The organism is Streptomyces viridochromogenes DSM 40736 (assembly GCF_000158955.1).
GTDB lineage: Bacteria > Actinomycetota > Actinomycetes > Streptomycetales > Streptomycetaceae > Streptomyces > Streptomyces venetus.
In genome coordinates this window covers 1226936-1239214 of record NZ_GG657757.1, presented here as the reverse complement: position 1 = coordinate 1239214, position 12279 = coordinate 1226936, and the positions used below count along the sequence as shown (strand labels likewise).

Here is a 12279-nt window from a genome sequence, read left to right as displayed (position 1 = left end):
CCGCCGCCGATCAGCAGCAAGGGGGCCGAGGGGTCGGCGTCCTGGTCCAGGACCAGGTCGAGCGCGCCCAGCAGGGAGTGGACGGCACCGTCGTAGGCGGCCTGGAGCAGCTGGCCGCCGGTCGTGTCGTGGCGCAGGCCGTGCAGCAGGCCGGAGGCGTTCGGCAGGTTCGGGGTGCGTTCGCCGTCCAGGTAGGGCAGCAGCGTCACGGCCGTGCCGGGCTCCACGGCCTCGCGGTCCAGGCCCAGCAGCGTCGCGACCCGGTCGACGGCGAGCGTGCAGTTCAGGGTGCAGGCGAGCGGCAGCCAGTCGCCGCGGGCGTCGGCGAAGCCCGCCACCGTGCCGCTCGGGTCGGCGGGCCGGTGCCGCGAGACCGCGTACACGGTGCCCGAGGTGCCGAGGCTCATCACCGGCACGCCGGGGCGCAGCCCGAGCCCGAGCGCCGCGGCGGCGTTGTCGCCGGTGCCGGGCGCGACCAACGTGCCCTTGGAGAACGGCAGATCATGACTGTCGCGTACCGTGCCGGCCACCTCGCCGGGCCGCACCACACGGGGGAGCAGGGCGGGGTCGAGCCCCACGTGCGCAAGGATCTCCGCGTCGTACGACTCCGTCCCGGACGCCCACCAACCCGTCCCGGAGGCGTCGCCGCGGTCGGTCGTGCCCTGCCCGGTGAGCCGTTCGGTGAGGTAGTCGTGGGGGAGGCGCACGGCCTTCGTGGCGCGGGCCGCCTCGGGCTCGTGCTCGGCGAGCCACGCCCACTTGGTGACGGTGAAGGAGGCGGCGGGGACGCTTCCGGTGCGGTCGGCCCAGAATTTCGCGCCGCCCAGTTCCTCCGTCAGCCGACGGGCCTGCGGCGCCGAGCGCACGTCGTTCCACAGCAGCGCCGGGCGCACCGGATCGCCCTGGCCGTCCAGGGTGACCAGGCCGTGCTGCTGCCCGCCGACCGACACGGCCGCGGCCTCGTGGGCCGCGTCACCGCACTGGTGCAGAGCCTCGCACAGGGCGTCCCACCACTGGCGCGGATCGCTCTCGCGCCCCGCCCCCGAGGAAACCGTGTGCGGCGCCTGGCCGCTCGCGACGACCCGGCCGGTGGCCGCGTCGACGACCAGCGCCTTGGTGGACTGGGTGGACGAGTCCACGCCGACGACGAGCGGACCCTCGGCTGCTGACATCGGGCTTCTCCCTCTTCTCGCGTCCCGCTTCTCTCGTCCCGGGACATCTTGTCCCTTCCCAGAGAGGTGCCCGCATACTAATTTGTAAATCGGCATGACGAAATAGCCTCAGCGAGCAAGGAGCCGCGGCATGAGCTTCCAGCCCACCCCCGAGGACAGGTTCACCTTCGGCCTGTGGACCGTCGGCTGGCAGGGGCGGGACCCCTTCGGCGACGCCACGCGGCGTGCCCTCGACCCGGTCGAGACGGTGCGGCGCCTGGCCGAGCTGGGCGCCCACGGCGTCACCTTCCACGACGACGACCTGATCCCGTTCGGCTCCAGCGACACTGAGCGCGAGGCCCACATCAAGCGCTTCCGGCAGGCGCTGGACGCCACGGGCATGAAGGTCCCGATGGCCACCACCAACCTCTTCACGCACCCGGTCTTCAAGGACGGCGCGTTCACCGCCAACGACCGCGACGTGCGCCGCTACGCGCTGCGCAAGACCATCCGCAACATCGACCTCGCCGCCGAACTCGGCGCCAAGGTCTACGTGGCCTGGGGCGGCCGTGAGGGCGCCGAGTCCGGAGCGGCCAAGGACGTCCGCGCGGCCCTGGACCGGATGAAGGAGGCCTTCGACCTGCTCGGTGAGTACGTCACCTCCCAGGGCTACGACCTGCGCTTCGCCATCGAGCCCAAGCCGAACGAGCCGCGCGGCGACATCCTGCTGCCGACCGTCGGCCACGCCCTGGCGTTCATCGAGCGCCTGGAGCGGCCGGAGCTGTACGGCGTCAACCCCGAGGTGGGGCACGAGCAGATGGCCGGGCTGAACTTCCCGCACGGCATCGCGCAGGCGCTGTGGGCGGGCAAGCTCTTCCACATCGACCTCAACGGCCAGTCCGGCATCAAGTACGACCAGGACCTGCGCTTCGGCGCCGGTGACCTGCGGGCCGCGTTCTGGCTCGTCGATCTGCTGGAGTCGGCCGGTTACACCGGTCCGCGGCACTTCGACTTCAAGCCGCCGCGGACCGAGGACCTCGACGGGGTGTGGGCCTCGGCGGCCGGCTGCATGCGCAACTACCTCATCCTCAAGGAGCGCGCCGCCGCCTTCCGCGCCGACCCCGAGGCCCAGGAGGCGCTGCGCGCGTCCCGTCTGGACGAGCTCGCCCAGCCCACCGCCGCGGACGGCCTCCAGGCCCTGCTCGCCGACCGGTCGGCCTTCGAGGCCTTCGACGTCGATGAGGCCGCCGCCCGCGGCATGGCCTTCGAGCGTCTGGACCAGCTGGCGATGGACCACCTGCTGGGGGCGCGCGGCTGAGTTCACGCGCGCGTGGGGGCCGTTCCGGGGCTCGGGACGCCTCCACGCGCGCGTGCGGGGCCGGCTCGTCGAGCCGGTGGCCGTCGGGCCGGTCGCGACGCCTCCACGCACGCGTGCGGGGCCGTCGGCCGGTCGCGGGTGTGACCGGCCGACGGGGCCGCAGTGCACCGGAATCGTGCGATCCACGCCATGAGTCCGTATCGGCTTCCGTGCGCCCCTCGTGCCCTGACCGGTGCGCGGCGACTCTGGTCGGTATGGCCATGCCGCCCGTACCGCCTCAGCCGCCCGGTCCGCCCAAGCGCCGGAATCCGCTGTTCGTCCTGCTCGTCCTGCTCGTGGCCGTCGCGGCCGTGTCCGTCGTGGTGCTGATGGCCTCCGGACGCGACGACTCACCGGACCGGGAATCGCCCGCCGGGAACACGAGCCGCAGTCCCGGTCCGTCGTTCAGCATCCCGGTCGAGCTGCCCACCGAGCTGCCCACCGAGCTGCCTTCCGCGTTGCCCTCCGCGTTGCCGAGTCAACTGCCCAGCCAGTTGCCGTCGGGCCTTCCGAGCCGGTTGCCGAGCGACCTCGAATCGCTCCTGCCGTCCCTGGCCCCCGGCGCGCTACTGCCTTGACACCGCCCCTCCGGAGCCGGACCCGTCGCGGGCCCGGTCCGGATCGACGAACACCACGACGTCCGTGGCCTCGGCCGACAACGGCTCGGGCTCCCACCAGCCGACGTGACGGTAGAACGCCAGTGCGTCGTGTGCCTGGTCCCAGGTCAGCAGCCAGGCCCGGCCGCCGGGCACCTGCGACCGGTGCGGAACGGCGCCAGGGTGGTCCAGCCCGTGGCGAAGCCGTCCACCTCGCCGTCCTCCGACAGCGCCAGCACCGCCCGGAACCCCGGCCGGCGCGCGTCCGACTCCAGCCGCTCACGGAACGCCGTCCGGGTCTCGGCGGCGTCCCGGTCCTCCCAAGGGGGCGCGGTGAAGACCTCGCCGTACGCCCCGGTGAGTTCGCCGGCGAGGGAGAGGACGTCCCGGCCGTAGGGGCGGATCGTCACAGTGCGGCTCCCTCTCCGGCGGCGAGCTCCGCCGCCGCCAGGGCGGTGGCCGGATCCTGCGCGGCAGCTCCAGCGGGCACCCAGCGGCCCCGCTCCTTGCGGTACGGCCACCACCGGCCGTCCCGCCCGAAGCGCAGCTGGACCGGCGCGCCGACGACCGTCCAGCGGTTGCCCCGCGCCCGTAGCGGTGGCCGCTCGTCCGCGTCCCAGGCCGACTCCAGGGCGGCACGCGCGCGTGCGAGTGCACCGCCCTCGATGCGCCACTCCTCGTCGAGGACGGACAGCGCGTCCTGACCGCCGTACCGCCAGGCGCGTACGGCCGTGGCCAGCCCGTCCCGGCCGCGTCCCGAACCGTCGGCCAGCCGGTCCGCCACGTCGCGGTCGGGATCGCCCGCGGCCAGCCGCACCGCGTCCTGCGCGACGGTCGGCTCCGGGCCGAAGGAACCCCGGAACGCCTCCGCGAGCATCCGGTGGGCCCGTGCGGCGGTCCGGGCGGCCAGGAACTCCAGCGCGGCCGGGTCGACGCCCGGAGCGGGCGGTGTCTCGGTGTCCAGGGACGGCGGCACACCGGGCTCGTCGGGCAGTACGGGCAGCGCCGGCAGCCCCGGCAGGATGTCACCCGCCGCATACGCCTCAGCCGCGTCCACACCCTCCGGCGCGGAGGAACCGGAGGCGGCCGCGCCGCTGCGCGACTGGATGTCGGCCAGCACATCCGTCTCGTCGCGCCCCCGCACCAACAGCAGGACGAACGGATCCTGGTCCAGCAGCCGGGCCATCTGGTAGCAGAGCGCCGCCGTGTGCCCGCAGTGGTCCCAGGTTCCGCAGTCGCACTCCGGCTCCAGATCGCCGAGGCCCGGCAGCAGTTCGACGCCCTCGGCCGCCGCGTCCTCGACCAGGTGCGGTGGCATCTCCCGGTCCAGCAGGGCCGCCACATGACCGGCCCGCTCCACCGTCATGTCCAGGAGGCGGTCCCACTGTCCGGGCGAGAGCGTCTCCAGCAGGACGTCGGCCCGGTGGGCCGTACCGTCCCGGTCCTGGACGACGGCCGTGAGCCGGCCCGGACGCACCGACACCGCCCCGACCGCTCCGGCGCGCGCGAGCCGGCGGCCCGCCTTGAGCTGCGCCGAGTCCAGTGCCGTGTCCTCCAGCGCCTTCAGCCAGACCTGTCCCCACCAGGTCTGCGCGAACCCGCGCCCGTGCGCGGGCGGCAGCGCGGCGAACGTGCGCTCCGTGTCCTCGTCGTGCCGAGTCATCGCAGGCCCCCTCGCAGTTCGACCAGATCCGCCAGCTCCGCGTCCGTCAGCTCCGTGAGGGCGGCCTCACCCGAGCCCAGGACCGCGTCCGCCAGCGCCCGCTTGCGGGTGAGCAGTTCGGCGATGCGGTCCTCGATCGTTCCCTCGGCGACGATCCGGTGCACCTGAACGGGCCGGGTCTGGCCGATGCGGTACGCGCGGTCGGTCGCCTGTGCCTCGACAGCCGGGTTCCACCAGCGGTCGTAGTGCACGACGTGCTCGGCCCGGGTGAGGTTCAGGCCGGTGCCCGCCGCCTTCAACGACAGCAGGAACACGGGCACTTCGCCGTCCTGGAAGCGCCGCACCATGGCCTCGCGCTCGGCTACGGGCGTCCCGCCGTGCAGGAACTGCGAGGGCGTGCCGCGCCCGGCCAGGTGCCGTTCGAGGAGGCGGGCCATCCGCACGTACTGCGTGAACACCAGGACGCCCGCCCGCTCGGCGAGGATCGTGTCGAGCAGCTCGTCCAGCAGCTCCAGCTTCCCCGAGCGTCCGGCGATCACCGGCCGCTCCTCCTTCAGGTACTGCGCCGGATGGTTGCAGATCTGCTTGAGGCCGGTCAGCAGCTTCACGATCAGTCCCCGCCGCGCCATGCTGCCGGCGCCGGAGATCTCCGCCAGCGCCTCGCGCACCACGGCCTCGTACAGCCCCGCCTGCTCCTGGGTGAGCGACACGGCGTGGTCGGTCTCCGTCTTCGGCGGCAGCTCGGGCGCGATCCCCGGATCCGACTTGCGGCGACGCAGCAGGAACGGCCGGACGAGCCGGGCCAGCCGGTCCGCGGCGCCCGGGTCCTGCCCGCCCTCGACGGCCTCCGCGTACCGCCTGCGGAAGGTGCCGAGCCTGCCCAGCAGCCCCGGAGTCGCCCAGTCGAGAATGGCCCACAGCTCCGACAGGTTGTTCTCCACCGGCGTGCCGGTGAGCGCCACGCGCGCGCGTGCCCCGATGGTCCGCAGTGCCCGCGCGGTCGAGGAGTGCGGGTTCTTCACGTGCTGCGCCTCGTCCGCCACGAGCATGCCCCACGGCACCTCGGTGAGCCGGGGCGCGTCCAGGCGCATCGTGCCGTACGTGGTGAGCACGAACTCCCCGTCGGCCAGGCCGTCCAGACTCCGTCGCGCGCCGTGGAAGCGCCGCACGGGGGTGCCGGGCGCGAACCGCTCGATCTCCCGCTGCCAGTTGCCCATCAGGGACGTCGGGCAGACCACGAGGGTGGGTCCGGCGGTCCCGGGGTCGGTCTGCCGGTGCAGGTGCAGGGCGATCAGCGTGATCGTCTTGCCGAGCCCCATGTCGTCGGCGAGGCAGCAGCCGAGGCCCAGCGACGTCATACCGGAGAGCCAGTTCAGGCCCCGCCGCTGGTAGTCCCGCAGCGTGGCGGCGAGCGCGGCCGGCTGCTCGACGGGCCGCTGCGCCTCCGGATCCGCGAGCCGCTCCCGCAGAGTCGCCAGCCACCCGGTGGGCCGCACCTCGACCCGCCGGCCGTCCACCTCGGTCCAGCCCGTCAGGGCCGCGCCGAGCGCGTCGATCGGTGTGACCTTGTGGTCCTGCTGGGACTGGGCCCGGCGCACTTCCCGGGGGTCGACCAGGACCCACTGGTCGCGCAGCCGCACCACGGGACGGTTCGCCTCGGCGAGACGGTCCAGTTCCGCGCGGCTCAGCCGCCGGTCGCCCAGCGCGAACGACCAGTTGAAGGCCAGCAGCGCGTCGGCGGACAGGAATGACGGCAGGGCGGCGGAACCCGTGCCGGGCCTCGGCTCCTCGTCGGAGGGACCCACCTCCGCGCGCGTGGTCAGTTCGCGGGTCAGTCCCTTCGGCCAGTGCACCTCCACTCCGGCCGCCGCCAGCGCCCGGGTGCCCGTGCCGAGCAGCTCGGTGACGTCCTCGTCGGCCAGTTCGACCGCGTCCGGCACGGTGGCCGACAGCAGCGGCGTGAGCGCGGTCCAGGCCCGGGCCGCGCGGCGCAGGGCGAGCAGGGCGTCCATCCGCGCGCGAGGGCCGAAGGCCTCGCCCCCGGCACCGGCCCAGACGTCCGCGGCGTCCGCGACGAGCGCGGCGTCGCTCACGCTGTGCACCTGGAGCACGGCCCGGAACGTCACGTCGGCGTCCTCGGCGGTCCCGTCCCCGGCCGCCGCGTCCGTCAGGCCGTCCGCCTCGATCCGCAGCGACAGCCGGACCCCCGCGTCGTGGCCCGCGGCCACGTCGGCGGCCCACGCGCGCTGCTCCGGCAGGTGCACCGGATCGGGCGACGCGTAGGCGGCGCCGCCGGTCACCAGCGGCGCGGCGGGGGAGCGGGGCAGGGTGTCGGCGACCGCGTCGAGGAAGGCGCGCAGGAGCTGCTCCGGGTCGGGCAGCCGCGGCGGACCCGCGCCCGGCAACGGTACGGCGTGCGCCTCGGGCGGCATCGCGGCCGCCAGACGGCGTACGGCCTCGACGTCCTCGGCGCGCAGCGGGCCTGCACGCCAGGCGTCGTGGTCGCCCGGGGAGAGCCCCGGCAGCAGCAGCCCGCGCGCCACCAGGTGCAGGGCGTGCACGGCCGCCGCACCCCAGAACCGGGTGGCGCGGTGCCCCGACGTGCCGGTACGCGCGCGTACGAGGACCGGCAGGGCCCCGCTCAACGGCAACAGGACGGCGGGCACGCGGCGCGGGCCGACTCCGTCGGCGCCCGGGACGACGACGGTCAGATCGGCGACGGTCCGTTCGGCGACGGACGCCGAGGGCACGGCGGGAAGGGCCGCGCCGTCCGGCTGCCAGAAGGCGACGCTGCCGGTGCGGGCCGGGTCGCCGGGGAGGAAGACGGCGCGGCAGTGGGCCAGTTCGGGGGAGGCGGAGGGTGCCGGGGAGAGCGTGGAGGAGGGTGCCGGGGGAATCGGATGCTCGGTTATGGCTGATTCCTCAAGTTTGACTAGTGAGTCGGAGTCGCCGAGGGTACTGCACTTTCCAGAATCTGCGGGTATGCCTTAGCTGTGAGCTGAGTCACCATGAAGGGGTCAGGGGTACGTAGGGGGCGCACCTCAGGGATGTCTCAGGGCCGCGGTCCGGAACCGCCGCAAGCGCGGGCCCGTTCTCGAGACAGAGAGCGGCACTGGCCGCGAAGGAGGCGACAGACATGTCCAAGAACGCCAAGATCGCCGCAGGCGGTGTGGCGGCCGGACTCATCCTGTTGATCTGGCTGCCCTGGTGGGCATCGCTCCTGATCATCCTGGGAGTCCCGGCCGCCGCGTATCTCACGCTGGACCCGTCGCAGCGGCGCAGGCTGCGCCGCGTGACCCGCAAGGAGATCGGCCGCTGACCGGCCGTGCCCGCCGGTCCGGCCGTGATTGTCGGTCCGGCCGCGATCGTCAGTTCGGCCGTACGGCTATTTTGTCGAGGGCTTGGAGGAGGCCCGGCAGCTCCGGCCCCCGGCCCACCGGGAGGACCTCGCCGGGTTCCTCGTCGAGCAGCACGAAGGCGATGTCGTCGGTCCTGGCCACGAGCGACCAGCCGGGACCGTCGGCGCGCAGGGTCCGTGCGTCACCCGGCGCGAACGAGGACCGGACCCGCCCCAGCGGCGGCGGTGAGTCGACGTAGGTGTGGGCCTCCGCGAGGACCCGCCGAATGCCGGTGTGGCGAGGCTGCGCCTTCTCCCCGCGCTCTGCCGGCCGGTCGGCCGCCTCGTCCGTTCCGTCCGGCGCGTCCTGTGCCCCCGGCACCGGAAAGGCCGAGTCGTCGACCTGTTCCCGCCACATCGCCCATTGCAGCGCGATCTCGTCCGCGCCCAGCCGCCGCTGGGCCGGCCCCCAGACGGTGGTGTCCGGCGGAGCCAGCGCGGGCCGGTCGTCGGCCTCCGGGCCCGGATCGTGCGGCGCGGGCACTCCGGGTGCGGCGACGGCGACCGCGAGCGGCCAGCCGGGCAGGGCCGCGACGACCGTGCGCTCGTCGGGCGACAGCTCGTACTCCATACCGCAGTCCCAGGAGGCGATCGCGACGGCCACCAGGGAGACGTCGTCGATGACCACGGTCCACCGGGCGCCGTCGCCGTCCTGGCCGAGCACCAGCCCGTACCCGTCGGCGAGCGGCGCGAGGCCGAGCGCCGCGCACGCCTCCGGATAGTCGTCGCCCAGCACGCTCGGGAACTTCGCCGGCGTCAGCAGCACCGCCGTGAGCACATAGAGCGCGTCGTCCGCGGCGGCGACGGCGTCCTCGTCCGTCCCGGCCATCCCAGCCTCCCCATCGGTTTCGTCCAACGGCGCACCCTAGTGCGCGCGGAAGCCGCTTGTCACGGCCTCAAAAGCGCACTCGGAGCTGCAGTTTTCCGGCGGACGGGACGAATCGGCCGCCCGGCCGCGGTGCGTCACGCCGCCGGCAGTCCCAACAGCTCACGGGCCACGGTCCGCGGTGACTCGCCGCGTTCCCGCGCGAGCGCGATGACGGCCCGGCAGGCCAGCTCGTTCACCCCGAACGACAGAGCCTCCGGCGACACCCAGCCGGCCGCCTCGTCGGCCCGGTCCAGATCGTCCTCCGCGCCCGCCGCCACATACGTGGCGGCAGCCTCGAAAAGATTGTGCGGACGTTTGTCCTCGTCGGTCTTGGTCTCCGTGCGCCAGGCATGAGCGACCGTGACCCCGGCCTTCCGGACCCTGCTCCACATGCCGAACCACCTTCCCCCTGGGCGATTGTTCCGCCTCGCCGGTCGTCTCCCTGTCACCAACGTAAAGTTGGAGGTCCGGTGACAGAAGGGGGAGTGCCCGGTGAAGCGCTTCGCACGGCTGGAACAAATCCGGCGGATGGACCCGCACCGGGACGCCACGGAGATCTACCGGCTGAGCCTGGCCTACGAGTTCCCCTGGGACTTCACCCGCGCCCTGGAGCTGGCTCTCTACCGGACCTACGCCGTTCCGGCCATCGGCCGGCTGCTGGCCGAAACGGCGGAGCTCACGGACCGGACGCAGAAGCGCTACGACGACACCGCGCTGCTCCTGGACGCCATCGTCGAACACGGCTTCGGCAGTGACGAGGCGACGACCGCGATCCGGCGCATCAACCAGATGCACCGCAGCTACGACATCGATGACGACGACATGCGCTACGTGCTCTGCACGTTCGTCGTGATGCCCAAACGGTGGATCGACGCCTACGGCTGGCGCCGGATGTCGCGCCACGAGATCGTCGCCAGTGCCGTCCACTACCGCACGCTGGGCCGGCACATGGGCATCAAGGACATCCCCCAGACCTACGAGGAGTTCGAGTCCTGCCTCGACGCCTACGAGGCGGCCCACTTCGCCTGGGACGAGGACGCCCGGCGGGTCTCGGACGCCACGCTCGACCTGATGGCCTCCTGGTACCCGCGCCCGCTCGCCCCCGTGCTGCGGACCGCGACCCTGGCGCTGCTCGACGACTCGCTCCTGCGGACCTTCCGCTACGTCCCGCCGAGTGCCGCCACGCGTGCGTGGGTGCGGCGCGCGGTACGTCTGCGGGGCCGCGCCGTCCGTCTGCTGCCGCCCCGGCGGGCCCCGCACTTCGCCCGCCAGAACTGGGAGATCAAGGGCTATCCGTACGGCTACCGGCTCGCCGACCTGGGCACACGCCCGGAGCCGGGTGTCCGGGGCTGTCCCGTGCGGCACGTCTAGGCGGGGGCGGCTCCCTTTCGGGTGGGGCTCAGCCCTCGCGGACGGCGAGCGCGAGGAACCGGGTGTCCTCGTCGACGTACGACGTCATGCGCCACCCGGAACGGGTCAGCAGCGGACGGAGGTTGGGCTCGGCACGCAGGTCGTCCGGGGTGAGCGCGCGACCGTGCCGCGCGGCCAGGGCCGCCCTGCCGATCGGGTGGAACAGGGCCAGCACCCCACCGGGACGCACCACGCGGGCGAGCTCCCGCAGGTTCCCGGCCGGACTCGGCAGATGCGAGATCAGGCCCGCCCCGAACACGGCGTCCAGCGCCCCCGAGCGCAGGGGGAGCGCGGCGACGTCCGTGAGCAGCAGGGCCCCGTCACGGTCCCGCCCGGCCCGGACGGCCTCACGCAGCATGGCCGGCGTCAGATCGGCCCCCACCACCACGCCCGAGGGCCCCACGGCGGCACGCAGCGGCGGCAGGGCGCGTCCGGTGCCGCACCCCGCGTCGAGCACACGGTCGCCGGCACGCAGCCCGAGCTCCGCGACAGCGGCCGCGTAGGCCGGGCCGTCGTCCGGGAACCGGCTGTCCCAGTCGGCGGCGCGGGCTGTGAAGAACTCCTGGACACGCGTCTGGTCGTCGCTCATGTACGGCATGATTCCGCACCGGCCCGGACGACGCCTCACCGGCACGGATGACGCCTCAGCGCACACGTTCGAGCGTGACTCGATCGTTCCGGTGCGTCCTTGCGTCATATTCCAAATATTCCAACACCTTTCGGAATGCGCCCCCATCGTGCGCCCGTGCCGGGTCTAGCGTCCCGGGGCCATGGGACACCTGGACCACGCCGCCCTGGGGTGGCTGACCCCCGCGCTCTCGTACGTGATGGCCTGTATCGGCGCCGCCCTGGGGCTGCGCTGCACCGTCCGCGCGCTCGCGGCCACCGGGCGCTCGCGCCGCAACTGGCTCGTCACCGCCGCCTCGGCGATCGGCACCGGCATCTGGACCATGCACTTCGTGGCCATGCTCGGTTTCAGCGTGGCCGGCACCGACATCCGCTACGACGTGCCGCTCACCCTCCTGAGCCTGCTCGTCGCCATGGTCGTGGTCTGCGCCGGCGTCTTCGCCGTCGGTTACGGCCGGGACCGCGTCCGGGCCCTGTTCCTCGGCGGGCTCACCACCGGCGTCGGCGTCGCCAGCATGCACTACCTGGGCATGGCGGCCGTCCGTCTGCACGGGGACGTGACCTACGACCCGGTGCTCGTCGGGCTCTCCGTCCTGATCGCCGTCGTCGCCGCGACGGCGGCCCTGTGGGCGGCGCTCAACATCAAGTCGCCGGTCGCCGTCACCATCGCCTCCCTGATCATGGGCGCGGCCGTCAGCAGCATGCACTACACCGGGATGTTCGCGGTGGGCGTGCGCGTGACGCCCTCCGGGGAGGCGCTGCCCGGGGCCACGGCGATGCAGTTCATCTTCCCCCTCGCCGTCGGCCTCGGGTCCTATCTCTTCCTGACGTCGGCCTTCGTCGCGCTGTCGCCGACGGCAGGGGAGCGCGAGGCGTCCGCGTCGGCCCAGCGGCCGGTCGAGCGTGCCACCCCCTAGCCCCGGAGCCCGCACGGCAGGCCCGCCGCCCGGGCGGCATGCCCGGTAGCCGGGGTGACGCCCCTGACGCCGGGGACGGCACGCCCTGAATCCGGGGTGACGCCCGTGAAGCCGGGGTGGCACGCCCCGAACCATCCGGGGTGGCACGCCCCGAATCATCCGGGGTGGCAGCCCCTGAACCACTCCCGAGCGAGGAGTCCATGCGTACATCCCGTAGGACCCCCACAGCCGGCGCCCAGGCGCCGCCCCCACCGGCGCGCGGTCGCCGCGCGCACGCCGGACCACCGGCCGAC

At 73.8% G+C, this 12279-nt stretch carries 12 protein-coding genes; 5 read left to right on the top strand and 7 right to left on the bottom strand.

Annotated features, from left to right (window positions below; all coding sequences use genetic code 11):
* Positions 1 to 1172 (bottom strand): xylulokinase (gene xylB / locus SSQG_RS05200; protein WP_039934790.1); only part of this gene is annotated, 1172 nt, incomplete at its 3' end.
* 130 nt (positions 1173 to 1302) lie between these two features.
* On the opposite strand from xylB, the gene xylA reads away from it, so the two are divergent.
* Together xylA and SSQG_RS05190 are read left to right on the top strand one after the other, a co-directional pair.
* Positions 1303 to 2469, top strand: coding sequence for a xylose isomerase (gene xylA / locus SSQG_RS05195; protein WP_003988664.1), 1167 nt, complete (start codon positions 1303 to 1305; stop codon positions 2467 to 2469).
* Positions 2470 to 2723: 254 nt separating this feature from the next.
* Positions 2724 to 3086: a hypothetical protein gene (locus SSQG_RS05190; protein ID WP_003988663.1), complete on the top strand. Its 363-nt coding sequence runs from the start codon at positions 2724 to 2726 to the stop codon at positions 3084 to 3086.
* Positions 3087 to 3232: 146 nt separating this feature from the next.
* Here SSQG_RS05190 and SSQG_RS05180 read toward each other — a convergent pair whose 3' ends face one another.
* The 3 genes from SSQG_RS05180 to SSQG_RS05170 are packed head-to-tail and all read right to left on the bottom strand — an operon-like array spanning position 3233 to position 7610.
* Positions 3233 to 3514 carry a hypothetical protein gene (locus SSQG_RS05180; RefSeq protein WP_052310241.1) on the bottom strand — a complete coding sequence of 94 codons (282 nt, stop codon included), beginning with the start codon at positions 3512 to 3514 and terminating at the stop codon, positions 3233 to 3235.
* Complete coding sequence (locus tag SSQG_RS05175; RefSeq protein ID WP_003988660.1) at positions 3511 to 4767, bottom strand: hypothetical protein; 1257 nt, start codon at positions 4765 to 4767, stop codon at positions 3511 to 3513. Before SSQG_RS05175 ends, SSQG_RS05180 begins: the two co-directional genes overlap by 4 nt.
* Positions 4764 to 7610 (bottom strand): DEAD/DEAH box helicase, encoded by a 2847-nt coding sequence (locus SSQG_RS05170; RefSeq protein WP_003988659.1) that lies wholly within the window; start codon positions 7608 to 7610, stop codon positions 4764 to 4766. Before SSQG_RS05170 ends, SSQG_RS05175 begins: the two co-directional genes overlap by 4 nt.
* A 293-nt stretch (positions 7611 to 7903) precedes the next feature.
* Between SSQG_RS05170 and SSQG_RS05165 the strand changes: the two genes are divergently transcribed.
* On the top strand, positions 7904 to 8086 hold the full coding sequence (locus SSQG_RS05165) for a hypothetical protein (RefSeq protein ID WP_003988658.1): 183 nt from the start codon (positions 7904 to 7906) through the stop codon (positions 8084 to 8086).
* A 49-nt stretch (positions 8087 to 8135) separates the two neighbouring features.
* Here the strand turns inward: SSQG_RS05165 and SSQG_RS05160 are convergent, their stop codons facing one another.
* Both SSQG_RS05160 and SSQG_RS05155 read right to left on the bottom strand, forming a co-directional pair.
* The gene (locus SSQG_RS05160) at positions 8136 to 8993 is read right to left on the bottom strand and encodes a hypothetical protein (protein ID WP_039931982.1); all 858 of its coding nucleotides are present in this window, start codon (positions 8991 to 8993) and stop codon (positions 8136 to 8138) included.
* A gap of 134 nt (positions 8994 to 9127) precedes the next feature.
* Positions 9128 to 9424: a hypothetical protein gene (locus SSQG_RS05155; RefSeq protein WP_039931981.1), complete on the bottom strand. Its 297-nt coding sequence runs from the start codon at positions 9422 to 9424 to the stop codon at positions 9128 to 9130.
* Positions 9425 to 9524: 100 nt separating this feature from the next.
* Between SSQG_RS05155 and SSQG_RS05150 the strand changes: the two genes are divergently transcribed.
* Entirely contained in the window at positions 9525 to 10403 is an 879-nt protein-coding gene (locus tag SSQG_RS05150; protein ID WP_003988655.1) for an oxygenase MpaB family protein, read from the top strand.
* A 28-nt stretch (positions 10404 to 10431) separates the two neighbouring features.
* On the opposite strand, the gene SSQG_RS05145 is transcribed toward SSQG_RS05150, so the two are convergent.
* Entirely contained in the window at positions 10432 to 11031 is a 600-nt protein-coding gene (locus SSQG_RS05145; protein ID WP_003988654.1) for a class I SAM-dependent methyltransferase, read from the bottom strand.
* Between the two features lie 181 nt (positions 11032 to 11212).
* Between SSQG_RS05145 and SSQG_RS05140 the strand changes: the two genes are divergently transcribed.
* A complete protein-coding gene (locus SSQG_RS05140) occupies positions 11213 to 11986 on the top strand; it encodes an MHYT domain-containing protein (RefSeq protein WP_003988653.1) in 774 nt (257 codons plus the stop codon).
* The last annotated feature ends 293 nt before the right edge of the window (positions 11987 to 12279 follow it).